Origin of the sequence: Nitrosomonas communis (genome assembly GCF_001007935.1) — a bacterium.
In the GTDB taxonomy this organism is placed as follows: Bacteria; Pseudomonadota; Gammaproteobacteria; order Burkholderiales; family Nitrosomonadaceae; genus Nitrosomonas; species Nitrosomonas communis.
The window spans coordinates 2,668,139-2,686,664 of record NZ_CP011451.1 but is presented as its reverse complement, the minus strand read 5'-3'; the positions used below and the strand labels follow the sequence as shown (position 1 = coordinate 2,686,664).

Here is an 18,526-nt window from a genome sequence, read left to right as displayed (position 1 = left end):
TTGACGGGGATTTTAGTAACTCTGATAGGTTGCGCAAGTGCTCCTCAAATACAAGCAAAACCTACCATTACTGAATACCCAACGCTAGAGAGACCAGTGGTTGGATGCGCTGCCGATGAACGGCCCTTCGATTGTGATCGCCGAGCTATCCTGGCATTGCAAGGGGAGTTTCAGGTTACCTTTAATTTTTATGAAACGGTGATTCTAAAACCCGGCTATACGCGGAAAGGGCCAAAGCACAGCGGTGCGTTCGAGAAAGTAGTGCTGATCGAAGACAGTGGTAAAAAGCTTTCATTCCAGCATCTCCTTGTGAACAGTAGCGGCGAAGAAATCAAACATTGGCGTCAGGATTGGGTCTATGAATCGCTCAAGAACTGGAGTTATGTAGGTGATCAGCGTTTTGAGCAGCAAACGAAAACACCTGAAGAAATAGCAGGCACATGGACTCAGTTAGTCTACGAGGTCAGTGATGCTCCGCGTTATACAGGTACCGGCAAATGGAATCATAAATATGGTGTTTCTACGTGGACTTCCGACCGCACCTGGCGTCCTTTGCCTCGTCGAGAATATACGACACGAGACGATTATCAGCTGATTAATGCTGAAAACCGTCATACTATTACTCCGCAAGGATGGACTCTCGAGCAGGACAATACTAAAGTGATCCGTACAAGCGATCAGAAAGATACAGTATTAGTGAGAGAATTCGGGTTTAATGAATATCGGCGTATCAGTGGATATGATTTTTCAGCTGCCATGGACTACTGGCAAGCCACGGCACCTTTCTGGGCGGAAGTCCGCACCCACTGGAGTGACGAATTGGCTAAAGGCTCGACTGTACTAGCCTTTCCCACTGGGGATAATCAATTGATTGATGGATTGTTCAAACTTGCGGAAGATTACAAGCAGCAACCTGACCTACGAACTCATCAAAGTAAACTGGATGCTCTTTTTAAACGATTTGTGAAGACTGAAAGTAAAACATCTAAATAAATTCTGCTTCTGTCTCCACGTCGCAATACTATGCTTCGCGGAGATATTCTTTTATTAATACTCCTATATCATACCCTTCTTGTATAGGGCGTCATTCCATCACGAATAGCATGTAGCCCAGTCATTACTGTAACGGCCATTGCCTGAGCAAATCCGTGCTCGATACAACTGTTCAAATCCGTGCTCGATACAACTGTTGCGTTGTGTGTTTCCTGCTGGAAGCGACCAGGCAATGCCTAATACAGCCTGAATTAAAAGATAAGCCGCGTCCTCATCATGCTCAGCTAGTTCCGCCACATCAGCGAAGAAGTTGCGGCCAACCTTTAAACCTTCTTCCCATTCCAACTCCTACAGGTGCTGCGGGTAATCCCACCAGATAGAGAATGACTCAGGGCTGTGTCGATATGAACTTTCGCGTCCACTTTTGTTGAAAAAACCCAAGTCTCCAACTTTGCGCACAGGCACACGTTCTGGCAATAATTTTGGTGCGCTGCGTAATTCCATATCGGTAACGTAGAGGATAGCATCGGTTAATTTATTACGCGGGAGTAGCTTGTAACTATTAACACGAAATTTGTTTTGCAACCGGGTGTAGATTTCTGGGTACGCCTTGGCTTTCCATGATCCACAGCCTGCCGCCTTGTGATCGATTACCTCGTGTAGTATTTGCACTTCTAAGGGAGTCAGGGTTTCTTCGGAAGCAGGGGATAGCGAAATGGCTGTTTCCCGTTCCAAAATATCTGAATCTAACGCCCATTTGCGGAACTCTTTGGCTATTTCGGTTTTTGCAAACATGGCTATTAGGTGAGCCCAACGCAAGGAGAAAATACGCATCATTTTATGCTGTAATTACTGCGATCCCAGATATATCAACACCAGTATGTAATGAAACGATTGAGATTAATGACGTTGGTGATGATCCTTAGAATATTCGTCATCTTACGAGCGTCATGGATTATGACGCATGTTCTGAAATGAAATACTGCCATGTACCCATAACAACCGTCCATATTCATGTAGGGAAACATGTTTGCCGCGGTTCTGGTTTTTTAACCTTTTTGGAATGCGAGAGGTATTTCGGAGTTGAGCAGGTGCTGCGCGATGTCGTCAACACCTTTATCGGTGTATGCATTTACAAGTGCTACAACGCCTACATTTATTTTTGGTAGGAAACCAATAAAGGAACAATATCCACCGGTACCGCCATTATGCCAGACCATTTCATTGTCACTATTTTTCATGATATTCCAACCGAGCCCAATCTCATCATCGCCTACGCCAATAGGCCGCCGTGAGGTAAGCATGGCGGCGAATGCAGAAGAAAGTGTTGTTTCTCTGATACCAAGTGCCATTTCCAAGAACGTCAACAAATCGTTTGCTGTCGAGCGTAAAGCACCTGAACCGGCGAGTGTTGGCAAATCCCAATTTGGATATGCTTCCAATGCCGAGTTATGGCCAGTGGCAAGTCTTGCTTTCATCTCGGAAGAAAGGGTGATACCCGTGTCCTTCATACAAGACGGCGCGAGGATGCGTTCACGAACTAAGGTTTCGTAATCAGTACCGGCTCGCCGCGCTAGCACATGACCTAAAAGCCCATAACCAAGATTGGAATATTCCCATTGTGATCCGATATCGCGCGTCAATTGATAGCTTGAAAGAAACTGATAAAGTTGTTCGACAGAATAATCCGCATACGCATTGTCTGGATTGGTTGGGGCAAAGTGATCGGGCAGACATGGCAGGCCTGACATATGAGTTGCCAGATCTATCAAGGTGATTGCCTTACCGTTACGTTGTGGCACAATGATTTCTTTGGGAAGATATTTCGCAATGGGATCAGTAAGCACAAGTTCAGCATGCTGAACCATATCGGCAAGCAATAGAGCGGTAAAAATCTTAGTGACGGAACCAATTTCAAAAATTGTATTGGCGTCCACTGAACGAGAGTCGTTTATACCGAAATGGCCGTGAGCGATAATGTGGCGACCTTCCTGCCCAACGATCCCAATAACGATACCAACACCTTGCTTATGATGTTCGATTCGTTCCGAAATGATCTGACGAATTTTTGAGTCTGATGGAAAGCAGAAGCTGGATGAAGATTGCACTGAGTTATTAACTGTCATTAAGAAGCCTCATAAAATTATGATCGGCCATGGATCATAGCACATGTTCTGAGATGCGATATGCTGTCATATATTCAGAATCATCCACAGTCATGTAGTAAAACATAGCTAACATGGTTTTGTTTTTTTAACGCTTCAATAAAATTTTGTGCGTTAATTGCTACAAACTATTTATTTGCTGTTAATTATACTATTTGGATACCATTAGATACAGAAATGGAAAATTTGAGTTCTAAACTGATGTTACGCGATCTTCATTTTTTGCAATTCAGCATAGGCTATCTGATTGGCTTTAATGAAAAGTCTTGCTCGTAATGCAAAATGATTGGCCTTGTGTTTGATCTTCAAGCATTCCAGCTTGAACACGGCATAGATGGCCATGAAAACAGGGTTGTTCTGCGTGGTTACCGTACGGGTTGGCGATTTCGCCAATCCCGCATTGGATGTCAGAGACTTATGAAATTCTTCAACTTTCCACCGTTTCTGGTAGATCGTTGCAACATCTTTGCCATCGCACGTCAAATCACTACATACCAGATTCAACCAACCGGTGCTGCCGTCTTTGTTTGTAAAGACTTACCGTATTTAACAGCACTTCCTGTTCGAAGCCCTTCAGCCAGCCGCGCACTGCTTGCTTATCCGCTAAGTCCAGTTCACTGATCCGTACAAAGCGCCCTTGTTTCTTGTCTTCCCCCGTTGAGCACTATCAGACGATGGTCTTTTAACGCAGCAATAAAATGCTTCTTTTTCTTCAAAATAAATTCAAAATTCTCCTGCGACGCAAACCAGCTATCCATCAGGACATAACGGAACTTTATCGCATTCAGCACACAGGTAGTTAGCCTCTCCCGCATCAGTTCATTTTTGAGTCGCCACGTTGGCACGCTTGACTTGCCGTGTCGTTACCTCACAGAACTGGATCGGTTTGTGCATCACTCTAAAGGCGACCGGTACTGATACTTCGCCATTGTAATACCACAGGCATTGAGCACGTTAATACCTTTTACCGCTCGTCCTTTGCTATGATCATAATGCCAGCACATGATCTCGTTCTCATCCGTCCATTCTTTCTCTTGAATCGTGTCATCAAAAATCAGACAGCCGGCCTCGCGCTCAACCTGTCGCACGGTTGATTTAACCTGCCGCTATAAATCTTTCGAGGTGTAATTCTTCCTCCGATAAAAAACGCGTCACCTGGTCATGACTGACTTCGCCATCCAGCATTGCCGATAAGCCTGGCGCTGTTGCATAACCGTTGTTGCTGATCAGATAATCAGTATATAGCTCAAGTTTTTCTTTTTTCATGACTAAAATGATAAGCTTTTTTCGGCGGCATGCGTAACATCAGTAAATAATTATGATTTGTATGCTGTTTTTGCTGGGGCTTTAATTAGTCGTCGCCATGCCGCTGAAAATTTGACTGAATCGGCAGTTACGGAAAAGGATGTGCTAGCGATTCTCTGATAATGGTATAAAAGTTGGTATAACTGAATATCTTCTATAAAAATTAGGATATAAACAATATGTTAATATGATCATTAGCAATTGGATGGGATAAAAAAATAACTATATGATTTATAAAATAAATATTACCTATTTTTATTTTCTAGCCATTTCATTTAAACGCTTTCTCCTATTTTCTTTTGGGTCGAGTAGAAGAGGGCGATAGATTTCTACTCGGTCACCATCTTGTAAAATAGCTCCTCGTTTGGTGAGTTTACTGAAAATCCCTATTTTTTGCTTTTCTAAATCAATTTCAGTGAATATATCCTGTATTCCAGATAAGGTAATAGCCTGCTCTATGGTTGTACCGCTGGGCACATAAAAGCGTTTAAGAAATTGACGATGGGGAAGTGCATAGGCCACTTCCACTTCTATTTGATCAATCACGCGGTCCATAAATGGCCTCAGCGCGCTCTATGAATGCTTCTACGAAGTTATTGGCAATCATATAAAACACAGGACCCACTAGTTTCTCCAACAACTTATGAGAAAATGTGTAATGCAGACGAAATTCTATTTTGCAAGCATTTTCTGATAAAGGGATAAAACGCCATAAGCCATCCAGATGCTCAAAAGGCCCATCTAATAAATTCATTTCGATCTGCCCAGGCGTCATGTCAGTTAAGCCGGGTGGTTGACGTTTATTTTCTGTGGTAAAGCTATGCTTGATGTGATGATAATTGATATGGACAGTTGCATGCGCAATTTCGTCATTTTGCAGCTTAACAGATGCCCCATCACACCAAGGCAGAAATTCTGGATAATTTTCAACGGTATCAACCAAGTTAAACATTTGAACCGCTGAGAAGTCAACTAAAACTGATTTTTCTATTTCTGCCATAAGATTATTAACCTTTTATTTTCATCTGAGCCGAAGCTGGAAAAACTGATAAACTAATATAAAAATTTTAGAGTTATTGTCTTTATTCCTGTCATATTCCCAGATGAGTATTGCTCAAAATAAAAAAGCGTTCCATGATTATTTTATCGAGGAAAAATACGAAGCAGGTATTGTTCTGGAAGGTTGGGAAGTCAAAGCGATTCGTGCGGGACGAGTTCAATTAAAAGAAGCCTATGTTATCATTCGCAATGGTGAATTATATCTCATCGGTAGTCACCTGAGTCCTTTGCCTACAGCTTCAACCCACATCAATCCGGATCCAGTACGTACGCGCAAACTCTTGCTGCATGCAGAAGAGATAAACCGGCTAATAGGTAAAGTTGAGCGTGCTGGATACACCCTAGTACCTCTCGATATGCATTATAAAACAGGTAGAATTAAAGTTGAAATAGGTCTTGCCAAAGGCAAAAAACAATACGATAAACGGGAAACTGAAAAACGTAAAGAATGGGAGCGCGCTAAACAACGTTTGCTCCGTGCCCGCTAATATTTTCTCTGTGCTAGCACTCGCTGAATTTAAACAATTTTTGATTTGGTCATTATGCAAAAACCCATTGCGATTTGGTTATTTATTTGTTGCGCTCTTGTCTTTGCTATGGTAGTTGTTGGAGGGGTAACACGCCTCACAGGTTCCGGATTATCCATTGTCGAGTGGCAACCTCTTATTGGCACAATTCCACCACTCAACCAAGAAGACTGGATAGTACTTTTTGAAAAATATCGCCTCATCCCACAATACGAAGAGGTTAATAAAGGGATGACATTGGATGAATTTAAGGGAATTTTCTGGTGGGAATATTTTCATCGCTTATTAGGGCGGGCGATAGGGATAGTGTATTTTGTTCCTTTTATTTATTTTGTGATCCGTAAGCAAGTTGATCGTATACTCGGTCTCAAATTACTGGGTATTTTTGTATTAGGTGCTCTGCAAGGCCTGATGGGTTGGTATATGGTGATGAGCGGTTTAGTGGACAATGTTTATGTCAGTCAATACCGCCTAACAGCTCACTTGGGACTTGCATTTATTATCTATGCAGCCATGTTCTGGGTAGCAACTGGGTTATGGTCATCTGAGAATAGTCTTCAGCAAGAAAAACCGAGCTTACAGGGTTTACGTCGATTTTCTTTTTTGATTACCATACTTATATTTATTATGGTATTGTCAGGCGGTCTCGTTGCCGGGATTCATGCTGGCTTAGCTTACAACACCTTTCCTCTAATGAACGGTTATTTGATGCCACCGGATTTATTCATATTGGAACCATGGTATCGGAATTTCTTTGAGAATATGGCTACAGTTCAGTTTGATCATCGCATGATCGCATGGCTATTGGCATTTCTTATCCCTCTTTTCTGGTTTAAAACAAAAAAATATTCGCTATCCCGTTCTGAACAATTGGCATGTCATCTTCTCTTGGTGATGTTAATCATACAGATCAGCTTAGGAATCAGCACGTTATTATTAGTCGTGCCATTACCTCTAGCTGCAGCTCACCAAGCAGGTGCTATTTTATTGTTTACTACGGCGCTCTGGGTTAATCGTAAATTGTCTTAGCTGACGGGTCTAGTGATTTTATTTCGGTATAAAAAGGAATAAAAAATACGTCCAGGAGAACACAGAAACTATTGTGATGATTTCAAATATAATTGCTGGTGGTCGAGGCTGCAGAAATGTTTTTTATCTGCAGTAATACTTTCACTTCTTGGAATATGTAAACCGCAATGTGCACAACAAACCATATCTTCGATTTCCTTTTTTGATGCCGCAGATTGTTTTTTGGCTTGTTGAAGGCTTCTAAGGCTCCAATAAATTAAAAATACAATAATAATCAATATTATCCATTTAGTTATCACAATCTTCAATCCTTGCTTATAAAAATGCATTAATTTCAACTGTCGCAATTTCTGGCTTATATATTAAATTAAATTTGTAGCTTTATGCCGAGCAGACTGCAGAATGTAAAATTAATTTGCTTTACTTTGTAAAAAAATGGGTTCAGCATCAATTTGACGATTTGAGAGCTATCAGTAACTCATCCATTTTTGACGATGATTTGATTCCCAGGTATATACTCAAAAAGAGATAGGGGGTAATTTATTGATTTATTAAAAGCTTATATTAAGAAAAGAAAATTTGGGATAAAACCAGAATTCCAGAGAGTATCAAAAATTAATGGGATAATTGCAATTTGCAAACTGATTTGCTTGCGTAATCTTTCTCAATGCTGAATATAGTTATTCCATTTCTAATCAAACATAACGCGAAGGCGAGCTGCAGACAAGGATAGATAATACGGCAAGGTGAAGCCAGCAAAGTTCGTTTTGATTTAGAAATGGAATTAGATTCTTTTACTTGCTGTAATTTTCTATTCCTTTACAGCCGATATCATGTCTCATCTGACATCCTTTAAAATGGATTTTGCTTGCGATATCGTAAGCGCGGTTATGAGCCAGCTTAATATTTTCACCTAGTGCAGTGACGCATAATACACGTCCTCCAGCTGTTAAGATTTCATTCTTATCTTGATTACCAAACGTAGTACCTGAATGAAATATATGAAATTCATCTGTAGACATTTGATTAGTCATTATTTCAGTTAAACCAGTGATCACATCATTTTTTTGCGGTGCATCTGGATACCCTTCGGCAGCCATCACCACACCCAACGCAGCACGTCGATCCCATTCAATTTCAACCTTATCTAAAGTTCTATTCATTGCGTGCTCCAGTAAGATGGTCAGATCACTTTTCAATCGCAGCATAATAGGTTGCGTTTCTGGATCACCTAAACGGCAGTTAAATTCCAATACCTTAACTTCTCCCCTTGGAGTAATCATTAATCCAGCATAAAGAAATCCGGTGTAGATCTCGCCATCACGTGCCATACCTTGTATGGTTGGGGTGATAACTTCACGCATAATCTTGGCATGTAGCGTAGGAGATATTATTTGAGCAGGTGAATAAGCGCCCATGCCGCCTGTATTCGGTCCTCTATTGTTATCTAACAAACGTTTATGATCCTGACTAGTCGCAAGAGGTAAGCCATTTCGACCATCAGACATCACAATGAAGCTGGCTTCTTCTCCTTCAAGATAATCTTCAATTAGAATTCGAGCACCTGCTTCACCTAATCGATGTTCTATCAGTATCGTATCAACTGCTTCATGGGCTTCTGTCAGCGTCATGGCAATAATCACACCTTTTCCTGCTGCCAGGCCATCTGCTTTAATAACAATCGGAGCTTCTCTCTGATCAATATAATGATGAGCTTCAGATGGGTTATCAAAGCTTGCAAATGTAGCGGTTGGAATACTATGGCGCTGCATAAACGCTTTAGCAAAAGTCTTGGATGATTCTAGTTGTGCAACCTTTTTGGTTGGCCCAAAGATCTTGAGACCTGCAGCGTTGAAATCATCGACAATACCATTCGCTAAAGGGGACTCTGGACCAACGATAGTTAATGCAATTTTTTCTTTCTGCGCAAATACCACTAGATCGGATATTGCAGTGAAAGGAATATTCTCTAATCCCGGTTCGAGTGCGGTACCTGCATTGCCTGGTGCAACATAAACTTTGCTGGCACGTGGAGATTGGCTCAATTTCCAGGCTAATGCATGCTCTCTACCGCCACTTCCGATCACGAGTAATTTCATATGCCAAGAAATAAAAATTAATGAATATTAAAAAATTGCACAAGGTAAAAGAGGTATAGGTGTAATCTGATAATGGATAAGCTCATTCTAGTGCCTAAAATGTCGCACTCCAGTAAATATCATCACAATACCGTGTTCATCGGCTGCTTTAATGACTTCTTCGTCTCGAATACTGCCTCCTGGCTGAATAACGACTCTAGCACCTGCTTGAACAACGACATCTAGCCCATCTCGGAATGGAAAAAAGGCATCTGAGGCAACGGCAGAGTCCATTAAACTTAATCCTGCCTGACTAGCTTTAATTGAAGCGATACGAGCGCTATCGATGCGACTCATTTGACCTGCGCCAATACCCAGTGTTTGCCCTTGAGCACAAAATACGATGGCGTTGGATTTGACAAATTTCGCGACACGCCAGGCAAATAAACAATCTTCAATTTGTTGTCGTGTCGGTTGAGCTTTGGAGACTACTTTTAACTGATTTTCTGTAATATTAAGACTATCCGGTGTCTGCACCAATAATCCACCGCCTACTCGTTTTAATTCATAGTGGTTAGTCTGCATCTGTAATGGTACCGTCAGTACACGAATATTAGGCTTCTGACTTAAAATACTGCTGGCTTCCAGTGAAATTTCAGGTGCGATAATAACTTCAACAAACTGCTTCGAAATGGCTTCGGCTAATTCGGCATCGACCGAGCGGTTAAAAGCAATAATACCTCCAAATGCAGAAGTTGGATCAGTTGCAAAGGCTAGCTTATAAGCGGCGAGAGGGGTATCAGCTATCGCCACGCCACATGGATTGGCATGTTTGATAATGACACAAGCAGGTTGATTAAAGGTTTTTATACATTCCCAAGCTGCATCTGTATCCGCAATGTTGTTATAAGATAATTCCTTGCCTTGTAACTGTGTATAGTTTGCCAGGCTTCCAGGTAGATTTATTGCATCACGATAAAAAGCAGCTTGCTGGTGCGGGTTTTCACCATAGCGCAACGATTGAATGATATTGAAATTGAGATTGAGATGGTCTGGAAATAATTGCTGTTGTTGGTTTGAATCAATGGCTGTTAAATAATGACTGATAGCGCTATCATAACGAGCGGTATGTGAAAAGGCCTTTTGTGCAAACTGAAAGCGATGTGTTAATGCTACTGCGCCATTGCCGGATTCCATTTCAGTCAATAAAATTGGGTAGTCCTCCGGATCAACAATCACTGTAACATGCTGGTAATTTTTTGCTGCTGCCCGAATTAAAGTAGGTCCACCGATATCAATATTTTCAATCGCATCCTCAAGCGTACAATCAGCCCGTGCGATCGTTTCAACAAATGGGTATAAATTGACAATAACTAATTCAATAGGAGATATCCCAGCATTTTGTATGGCTTGATTATGCTCAGGTAGATCCATTCTAGCTAAGATTCCAGCGTGAATTTTGGGATGAAGAGTTTTTACTCGCCCATCGAGCATTTCTGGAAAATTAGTGTACTCACTGACTTCTGTCACAGCTATTCCTGCTTCTTGTAATAACTTGGCAGTACCACCAGAAGAAATGATATGGATTCCAAACTGATGTAGTGTTGTGGCCAGCTCAACAATACCTGTTTTATCTGAAACGCTGATTAATGCTTGTTTTATTGTCATTTCACAAAATTTATTTGATCCGGTGTTTAGCTAATTTATTACGCAATGTATTTCGATTGATACCAAGCAGTTCTGCTGCCTTGGTTTGATTTCCTTCAGCATAATCCATAGCGAGTTCAAATAATGGTTTCTCTACGCTCTGGATGACCATTTCATAGATTGAACAAGGTCTCTCCCCATCCAAATCTTTGAGATAAGTTTCAATGGATTTACGTATATAGCAGGCAATTTCATTTTCATTAAAGGTATTCATACACCCGTTATTACCTCATCTTCGATATAAGTGAGTCTTTGTCCATAATTAGCAAGTTGATAGAAAAAAGCGTTAGTTGCTGCTAATTGTTCATCTATTGTTTGTAGCTGGTTCATAGTGTGACGAAAGGCAGCCGAACCGATAAGTCCTTTGGTATACCAGGAAATATGCTTACGTACGATGCGTACACCCGAATATTCCCCATAAAACTTATAAAGGTCATGTAAATGACTAATCAGTACCTGATGTATTTCGGCAACTTCTGGTGTTGGCAGATATTTGCCCGTTTTAAAATAATAATCGATTTCTCGAAAAATCCATGGCCTTCCCTGTGCAGCACGACCGATCATAACAGCGTCCGCACCGGTATATTCCATCACCTGTTTAGCTTTCTCTGGCGTTGTAATGTCACCATTGGCAATGATCGGTATTGTCTTAGTAGAAGCTTTTACTGCGGCTATGGTGTCATATTCAGCTTCGCCACGATAAGCACAAGCCCGTGTACGGCCATGGATAGCTAATGCTTGTATTCCAGCGTTTTCGGCAATGCGTGCTACTGTTATAGCGTTTTTATGCTGAGTGTCCCAACCTGTACGTATTTTTAAGGTTACTGGAATATCGACAGCATGAGTAATGGCATCAAGAATTTTTCCAATTAACGATTCATTCTGCAACAACGCAGAGCCTGCCATCACATTACAGATCTTCTTGGCAGGGCACCCCATGTTGATATCTATGATCTGCGCTCCCTGGTCAACATTGTAACGCGCTGCCTCAGCCATCATTTTGGGATCGGCTCCAGCAATCTGTACGGAAACAGGCGCAACCTCTCCCTCATGACTCGCACGACGGCGGGTTTTTTCTGATCCCCATAATAGAGAATTGCTGGATACCATTTCTGAAACCGCCATGCCAGCACCCATATGCTTACAAAGCTGGCGAAACGGACGATCCGTCACGCCAGCCATTGGGGCAACAATCAGCTTGTTCTTGAGAGCATAAGGACCAATCTGCATGGTGTGACTCAAATTCGATACAGGAATGATGAGAAGTTAATATTAATTTTGCCAGCTTTTTAAAAAGCAAAAGATTGAAAAACAACAGGTCGTAGTATTATCCGATAAATTAACCTCTTGCGCCAAATATCATGCGCCGTGCGACAAAACGTTTAATTGGCGGTAGAGAATCCAATACACTCAACCCCATACCGCAGAAAGTCTGTAGAAGAGGGAGATCGGTTATAAATATTCTTGCTAGAGAATGGGTAAATAATTTTCCCGCATCTCTATCTATCTGTCGTTTATTAGCATACGCTTTCAGCATTCGAGATAGTCCTATTTCAGAAGTTAAAGCTGAAGACTGAATGATTTCATGAGTCAGTTCCCAGGCATCACGCAGCCCCAGATTAAAGCCTTGCCCAGCAACCGGGTGCAGAGTTTGAGCAGCATTCCCCACAAGGGCTGTTCTACAAGCTATGGTAGGGGAGGCATACTTGAGCACGAGAGGAAATCCTGAACGTTTCCCAGTACTCATAAATTTTCCTAATCGATCACCGAAATGATGATGAAGCTGAGCAAGGAAAGTGCTGTCATCTAAGCTTAGTATCGCCTCAGCTGAGGAAAATGGAACAGTCCATACCAGTGCAAAACCGTCTCCCGATGGAAGTAACGCTATGGGTCCTTCAGAGGTAAAGCGCTCATACGCTAATCCACTTTGAGTAGCAGATGTTTTGATATTAGCCACGATCGCCCACTGGTGATAGGTATGTGTGTGGTAATTTATCCCTTCAATTTGGGTAGCTAGACGCCCCCCATCGGCCAAAACAAGTAGTCTTGTAATGGCTTGCTTATTTTCTCCAGCTTGTTGATATTCAATCTGCGCTTGCTTAGCATCTATTTTTATGGTTGTTACCGTTGCACCAACCCGATAATTAACACTATGAATATGCATCTGTTGGTGCATAGCTCGATACAAATCATGGTAATTCACCACATACCCTAAAGTCGGTACGCCCGCATCTTTTGAAGTTAATACGGTACGGCCAAAGTGGCTTCGATTGGAAATATGGATGGTCGTAATGGGGGTTATTTGCGGTAATGCTGACCAGACACCTAATTTTTGCAAAATCAGATGACTTCCAAAGGAAAGCGCTAATGGACGAGGATCCTTAACTTGCTCGGGTACTCCCTGAGCTTCCAGGAGCAAACTTGGTATTCCTCTTTCATGCAAGCTAATGGCTAGCGCCATGCCAACCGGTCCACCGCCCACGATGATAACGTCAAAGTGGTCAACAACCATGGATATAGCCAATGAGGAGAGCGTTCATAAATAACGTACTAGGAAATAGCGTTTGTAACACAATGTAATGCAGTATTTATAATTTAGTTTTATGTTAGCGAGGATAGCACAGGTAATAAATAGAGAGAAATAGCATGTGCCGAGTGATTGAAATATACTAATTGGTCGTTGTAATTTTCTATATTATTCCATTTCTAAATCAAAACTGACTTTCTCGGCTTCACCTTGCCGTATTATTGATACTGTCTGCGGCTCGCCTTCGTGTCATTTTTGATTTGGAAATGGAATTACTTATCACCAATTCTGGTAACTAATTAAAAATGATTGCCTGGAAATTATAAGCTTATTTACTTTCTTGCATACTTTTTAGACCTGCTTCTGCACAGGTTTCGTCAAAAGATGTACCTGGCGCACCGCCCACTCCAATTCCTCCCACCACTTCACCATTGATTTTGATAGGTAAACCACCTCCCAAGAGAAGAATATTGTTGGCCATATGATGCAAACCTTGTAATTCAGAATCTTTTGCAGCAATCTGTGCCAATTTTGATGTGGGTAATTTCAAACTAGCAGAGGTGTAAGCCTTGCGAAAACTGCTTTCGATAGTATGTGCACCGGCATTATCCATTCTTACTTGTGCTCGTATTACACCACTTTTATCGACAACGGCTACGGAGACTTGAAAACCATCTCGCTCACATTGTTGCATCGCTGCTGTTACTATCTTATTAGCCAATGATAGGGACAAGAAAGGTTTTTGTTCTTGGATGGCATAGGCAGTAATAGAAAATCCGCTGAGTAGCAATATAAATAAAAATCTTAATTTTATTTTATACATAGTGTTTCCAGTGAATTGAATTTTTATTTAAATGTAAGCATCGTAAATTTTAAATGTACAAATATTAAAAATTATTTATTTGTTAACAAAAGGCATTATCAGATCAATATTATCGATATGAATAGCATTGTATCATTAGAGATTAAGAAATTTATCGGCTAGATTGAGAAAAGGACCTTATTCCAAGAGTATTTTTTATTAAGTTATATCTCGGGTTAGTATAATTTTTAAACTATTCATTTTTATATCCTTTTTGCTGGGAGATGATTATGCAACAACTATTGTTTTACTTAATAATGTTCTATATGCTGGCTCTAAGTGGCTGTGGATATAATACATTGCAATCTACGGATGAACAGGTTAAAGCAAGTTGGTCAGAAGTCATTAATCAATATCAACGCCGAGCGGATCTGATCCCAAATTTGGTCAATGCAGTAAAAGGATTTGCTGCCCAGGAAAAAGAGGTATTGCTGGAGGTAACTAACGCTCGCGCGAAAGTAAGTAGTATCCAAGCCACACCGGAATTGATCGAGGATCCGGAAGCCTTTGCCAAATTTCAGAGTGCTCAAGCAGAATTATCAAGCACACTCGCACGTTTAATGGTTGTAGTGGAGAACTATCCACAACTCAAATCTGATGCTAATTTCCGTGACTTGCAGGCACAATTGGAAGGCACAGAGAATCGCATAACGGTGGCTCGTAACCGCTATATTAAGTCGGTTCAGGAATATAATGTGACCGTGCGTTCGTTTCCGAGCAATCTTACAGCAATGCTATTTGGCTTCCAGGTCAAACCTAATTTTACGGTTGAAAATGAAAAAGAAATCTCCGTTGCACCAAAGGTTGATTTTAATGTGCCAGTGCAAGCCAGGTAATATGAGTATTATTAGCTTTTTTTAAGTTGCCGCATAATAACATGATTTTTCCAAGAATGATCGGAGTCAATGCCAAATCATTGATGGTGATCCTATTGTATATTTTTGCTACGCTTTCTTGGGCCGAAATTGAAGTCGCAATTCCTCCGCTTAAAACTCACGTAACAGATTTAACCCATACGCTAACAAAGAGTGAAATCACTCAACTGGAGCAACAACTAGCAGAGTATGAAATTAAAAAAGGAACTCAAGTAGCTATTTTGCTCGTGTCAACGACACAACCCGAAACTATCGAACAGTACTCGATGCGGGTAGCTGAAGACTGGAAGCTTGGGCGTAAAGGAGTAGATGATGCTGTGCTTCTTCTCGTTGCCAAAAATGATAGAGCGCTACGCATCGAAGTAGGCTATGGACTCGAAGGTGTGCTTCCAGATGTTGTAGCAAAACGAATTATCGATGAGTTTATCGTACCGAAGTTTAGGAAAGGAGATTTTGCAGCTGGGATTCAGGCAGGTATTGATCATATTTTAAAAACTATCGAAGGTGAGCCGCTGCCACCACCTTCTATCAAGCGTGACACAGACATATCAAATGAACCAAGTATTATTTTGAACAACATTATTCCCATTTTACTGCTATCTCTCGTGCTTGGCAGAATGCTGCAGGCTATGTTTGGACGCCTGATTGGGGCCTCCGTTATAGGCACTATTGCTGGTTCAATCGTATGGTTTATTTTCTCCTCCCTGGCAATCGCTATTTTTGTTGCAATAGTTATTTTTATTCTCAGTTTATTTGAGAACCCCAATCAAGGGATTTATCGAGGCGGGCGTAGTAGCTGGCACGGCGGGGGCAGTTTTGGTGGTGGCGGATTTCGAGGAGGAGGGGGTGGTTTTGGTGGTGGCGGTGCTTCGGGGAGATGGTAAATGAATTTCCTGCGGATAATCAGACATCTTTTTCTGGGTCAAATCGCAATAAAGCGCATGCTTCCTTCTGCTTCCTTAGCAAGAATTGAACAGGCTATCAAACAGTCTGAGATAAATCATGATGGTGAAATATTGTTTGCGGTAGAAATTTCACTAAATCTAATCTCTCTACTGAAAAAACAATCTGCACGAGAAAGAGCAATTGATATTTTTTCATTGTTACGGGTATGGGATACGCCGCATAACAATGGTGTGTTAATTTATTTATTGCTTGCTGATCATGACGTGGAAATTGTAGCCGATCGCGGAATAAATGCTAAAGTGGATCATAAAGAATGGGAAAACATCTGCCAAGAAATAGAAGCAGCTTTCCAAAAAGGACAATTTGAAGAAGGGATATTGGCTGCCATTAGTGCAATTGATAATCTATTGAAAAAATATTTTCCCGTACCATCAAAAGGAGGAAAAAATGCACTTCCAGATAAACCTGTTATTTTATAAGCATAGTGAGGTTTTTAGCAATAAATAAAATATATATCATTTTACTAGCTATAGCATGTCCCCTATAAATTGATTATAATTTACAGATGACCTATCCGATATTATTTCGCCGTAAAGTATTATCCGTTCGTGAGAAGGAGAACCTCTCAATCGCGCAAGTGGCCAAGCGTTTTGGTGTAGGGGTCGCCAGCGTGATGCGTTGGATCAAAACTCCCGATCCCAAGACCACCCGCAACAAACCTGCCACCAAGATCAACATGGAAATGTTGGCGCAGGACATCAAGAATTATCCGGACGCGTATCAGTACGAGCGCACCAAACGGTTGGGTGTCAGCAAGCAAGGCATTAACCATGCTTTAAAGCGTCTGGGCGTGACTTATAAAAAAAAGCCTGTGTCACCCCAAAGCCAGCGAAAAAGAGCGGCGTATCTTCCAGCAAAAAATTGAAGACTATGAGCGAGCAGGCCGCGTTATCGTCTACCTTGATGAAAGCGGCTTTGCGCACGACATGCCACGCACGCATGGCTATGCGCCAGTGGGTGAGCGCGTCCATGGCGTAAAAAACTGGCATGCACGAGGTCGAACCAATGTGATTGGCGCTCTCATCGGAAAGACGCTGCTGACCATAAGTCTGTTCATCGCCAATATCACCGCTGACATTTTCTATGCGTGGATAACGCAGGACCTGTTGCCTAAACTTTTGCCCGCTTGCGTGATTGTCATGGACAACGCAACCTTTCATAAACGGCAGGATATCCAAACCGCCATTGCCAATGCCGGGCATACACTTGAATACCTACCGCCTTATTCCCCTGACTTAAATGACATTGAACCCAAATGGGCTCAGGCCAAAGCCATCAGAAAAAAGGAAGGTTGTTCCATCGAGCAGCTCTTTGCCGCTTATGAAATTTAAATCATTTTATATGGGATCTGCTATATAAATAAGATAATACATAAGTGATACTGCTTGATTCCAGGTATTTCTCGATCACGTTTGTAATAGGCTGCTTGCTTACTTTCCTGCTAAGGATTTAGCTAAAAATAACTTCCCGAAATCAGATTGTTTGTGGGACTGCCCGGTAGTTCCAGCGAGGAAGATAGTCATCAAAGATGATCCTCATATTTTCAAGAAAATTCTCTGCACACTTTTTTCCTGTAACGTAAACCCCGGTCAATATATCCACGGTTACTTTTAAACCCTTGCAGGTTTTAGTCTTCTCCATAAATTGTTTGGCAATGGCGACCGAATGAAACACCACACCCTGGCAGGCACGCGTAATGTGCGAAAACAACCGGTGTTCAATAGGGTTGTACTTTGAGCAGTAAGGCGGATAGTGGGCAACACGAATTTCCAGTCCCAGCCGTTTGGCAAGCACCTGCAAAGCTTCCTTGAACACATGTCGATTGGCGGCGTTACTGCCGCCACCATCACAGAGAAGCAACAACCGCCGGGCCTTGGGATAGTGCTGGCAACCCTGCTGTTTCCACCAATGCGCAATACTGTCGCAACAAAATTCACTGGTATCGTGGCTGGTATTTAGGTTCATATGCCCTTCGTTTCGCGCCAGATCATAGATGCCATGCGGAATCAATTTGCCTTCACCGGCACTGGGAAAATCATGATCCAAAGCATCTACAGGCGTCTGTGTATAGGTGTAACCTTCTCGACTGAAATTGCCAATCAATTCCTTCTTTTTGGAATCAATACTGATCACAGGCTCTTCCTTGGCCATATACGCTGCCTTAAGTCTGGCAATGTTTTGAAACTGGGCATCCCGATCAGGATGGGCTCCCAGCGTTTTTTTCTTACGCGTTTTACGCTGTCCTAAACCATGTTTCTTTAATAATTTACGTACCGTGTACCGACTTGCTGATGTGCCCATTTCAGCCAGGCGGCGACTAATTTCGCAACGTGATAGATTGGTCCATAAGACACCTTCGCGCATCGGATCGCCGGCGGTAAATTCCGCAAGTAGCCTGAGGAAATTTTCTTCCAGGGTAGGCTTGTGAACCAT

21 protein-coding genes and 1 pseudogene are annotated in these 18,526 nt (G+C 41.8%); 8 read left to right on the top strand and 14 right to left on the bottom strand.

The annotated features are described in order from the left end of the window. On the top strand, nucleotides 1–993 hold the full coding sequence (locus AAW31_RS12270) for a DUF6607 family protein (protein WP_144412950.1): 993 nt from the start codon (nucleotides 1–3) through the stop codon (nucleotides 991–993). Between the two features lie 99 nt (nucleotides 994–1,092). Here AAW31_RS12270 and AAW31_RS12265 read toward each other — a convergent pair whose 3' ends face one another. The 6 genes and pseudogenes from AAW31_RS12265 to AAW31_RS12235 form a co-directional block, all read right to left on the bottom strand. Beyond that, entirely contained in the window at nucleotides 1,093–1,338 is a 246-nt protein-coding gene (locus tag AAW31_RS12265; RefSeq protein WP_046850444.1) for a hypothetical protein, read from the bottom strand. Nucleotides 1,339–1,341: 3 nt separating this feature from the next. Then, entirely contained in the window at nucleotides 1,342–1,830 is a 489-nt protein-coding gene (locus AAW31_RS19070; RefSeq protein ID WP_082110443.1) for an ORF6C domain-containing protein, read from the bottom strand. Between the two features lie 212 nt (nucleotides 1,831–2,042). Then, complete coding sequence (locus AAW31_RS12255) at nucleotides 2,043–3,119, bottom strand: serine hydrolase domain-containing protein (RefSeq protein ID WP_046850443.1); 1,077 nt, start codon at nucleotides 3,117–3,119, stop codon at nucleotides 2,043–2,045. A gap of 243 nt (nucleotides 3,120–3,362) precedes the next feature. Next, nucleotides 3,363–4,424, bottom strand: a pseudogene (locus AAW31_RS22215) (IS701 family transposase). Between the two features lie 294 nt (nucleotides 4,425–4,718). Next, a complete protein-coding gene (locus tag AAW31_RS12240; protein WP_046850442.1) occupies nucleotides 4,719–5,018 on the bottom strand; it encodes an RnfH family protein in 300 nt (99 codons plus the stop codon). Next, nucleotides 5,002–5,463: a type II toxin-antitoxin system RatA family toxin gene (locus tag AAW31_RS12235; protein WP_046850441.1), complete on the bottom strand. Its 462-nt coding sequence runs from the start codon at nucleotides 5,461–5,463 to the stop codon at nucleotides 5,002–5,004. The genes AAW31_RS12240 and AAW31_RS12235 overlap by 17 nt, the downstream gene beginning before the upstream one ends. Before the next feature lie 103 nt (nucleotides 5,464–5,566). On the opposite strand from AAW31_RS12235, the gene smpB reads away from it, so the two are divergent. Both smpB and AAW31_RS12225 read left to right on the top strand, forming a co-directional pair. Next, complete coding sequence (gene smpB / locus AAW31_RS12230; RefSeq protein WP_046850440.1) at nucleotides 5,567–6,010, top strand: SsrA-binding protein SmpB; 444 nt, start codon at nucleotides 5,567–5,569, stop codon at nucleotides 6,008–6,010. 54 nt (nucleotides 6,011–6,064) lie between these two features. Next, nucleotides 6,065–7,078, top strand: coding sequence for a COX15/CtaA family protein (locus AAW31_RS12225; protein ID WP_046850439.1), 1,014 nt, complete (start codon nucleotides 6,065–6,067; stop codon nucleotides 7,076–7,078). Between the two features lie 68 nt (nucleotides 7,079–7,146). On the opposite strand, the gene AAW31_RS23690 is transcribed toward AAW31_RS12225, so the two are convergent. From AAW31_RS23690 to AAW31_RS12190, 7 genes are all read right to left on the bottom strand, one after another. Next, complete coding sequence (locus AAW31_RS23690; protein ID WP_046850438.1) at nucleotides 7,147–7,407, bottom strand: PP0621 family protein; 261 nt, start codon at nucleotides 7,405–7,407, stop codon at nucleotides 7,147–7,149. Between the two features lie 465 nt (nucleotides 7,408–7,872). Next, complete coding sequence (gene purD / locus AAW31_RS12215; protein ID WP_046850437.1) at nucleotides 7,873–9,177, bottom strand: phosphoribosylamine--glycine ligase; 1,305 nt, start codon at nucleotides 9,175–9,177, stop codon at nucleotides 7,873–7,875. 87 nt (nucleotides 9,178–9,264) lie between these two features. Continuing rightward, nucleotides 9,265–10,824 (bottom strand): bifunctional phosphoribosylaminoimidazolecarboxamide formyltransferase/IMP cyclohydrolase, encoded by a 1,560-nt coding sequence (gene purH / locus AAW31_RS12210; protein WP_046850436.1) that lies wholly within the window; start codon nucleotides 10,822–10,824, stop codon nucleotides 9,265–9,267. Nucleotides 10,825–10,834: 10 nt separating this feature from the next. Continuing rightward, the gene (locus AAW31_RS12205; RefSeq protein WP_046850435.1) at nucleotides 10,835–11,077 is read right to left on the bottom strand and encodes a helix-turn-helix domain-containing protein; all 243 of its coding nucleotides are present in this window, start codon (nucleotides 11,075–11,077) and stop codon (nucleotides 10,835–10,837) included. After that, on the bottom strand, nucleotides 11,074–12,093 hold the full coding sequence (gene dusB, locus AAW31_RS12200; protein ID WP_046850434.1) for a tRNA dihydrouridine synthase DusB: 1,020 nt from the start codon (nucleotides 12,091–12,093) through the stop codon (nucleotides 11,074–11,076). The genes AAW31_RS12205 and dusB overlap by 4 nt, the downstream gene beginning before the upstream one ends. Nucleotides 12,094–12,202: 109 nt before the next feature. After that, complete coding sequence (locus AAW31_RS12195; protein WP_046850433.1) at nucleotides 12,203–13,375, bottom strand: FAD-dependent monooxygenase; 1,173 nt, start codon at nucleotides 13,373–13,375, stop codon at nucleotides 12,203–12,205. Between the two features lie 343 nt (nucleotides 13,376–13,718). Further along, nucleotides 13,719–14,213 (bottom strand): GlcG/HbpS family heme-binding protein, encoded by a 495-nt coding sequence (locus tag AAW31_RS12190; protein WP_046850432.1) that lies wholly within the window; start codon nucleotides 14,211–14,213, stop codon nucleotides 13,719–13,721. Between the two features lie 269 nt (nucleotides 14,214–14,482). On the opposite strand from AAW31_RS12190, the gene AAW31_RS12185 reads away from it, so the two are divergent. The 5 genes from AAW31_RS12185 to AAW31_RS12165 all read left to right on the top strand — a co-directional run bounded on the left by AAW31_RS12185 (nucleotide 14,483) and on the right by AAW31_RS12165 (nucleotide 17,424). Then, complete coding sequence (locus AAW31_RS12185; RefSeq protein WP_046850431.1) at nucleotides 14,483–15,088, top strand: LemA family protein; 606 nt, start codon at nucleotides 14,483–14,485, stop codon at nucleotides 15,086–15,088. A gap of 56 nt (nucleotides 15,089–15,144) precedes the next feature. Further along, complete coding sequence (locus AAW31_RS12180) at nucleotides 15,145–16,011, top strand: TPM domain-containing protein (RefSeq protein WP_046851747.1); 867 nt, start codon at nucleotides 15,145–15,147, stop codon at nucleotides 16,009–16,011. Next, nucleotides 16,012–16,512, top strand: coding sequence for a TPM domain-containing protein (locus AAW31_RS12175; RefSeq protein WP_046850430.1), 501 nt, complete (start codon nucleotides 16,012–16,014; stop codon nucleotides 16,510–16,512). It abuts the gene before it with no gap. 86 nt (nucleotides 16,513–16,598) lie between these two features. After that, complete coding sequence (locus tag AAW31_RS12170; protein WP_046849185.1) at nucleotides 16,599–16,958, top strand: IS630 transposase-related protein; 360 nt, start codon at nucleotides 16,599–16,601, stop codon at nucleotides 16,956–16,958. After that, nucleotides 16,891–17,424, top strand: a complete 534-nt coding sequence (locus AAW31_RS12165) for an IS630 family transposase (RefSeq protein ID WP_309567623.1) — start codon at nucleotides 16,891–16,893, stop codon at nucleotides 17,422–17,424. Before AAW31_RS12170 ends, AAW31_RS12165 begins: the two co-directional genes overlap by 68 nt. 142 nt (nucleotides 17,425–17,566) lie before the next feature. On the opposite strand, the gene AAW31_RS12160 is transcribed toward AAW31_RS12165, so the two are convergent. Then, nucleotides 17,567–18,526 (bottom strand): ISAzo13 family transposase, encoded by a 960-nt coding sequence (locus tag AAW31_RS12160; protein ID WP_052751990.1) that lies wholly within the window; start codon nucleotides 18,524–18,526, stop codon nucleotides 17,567–17,569.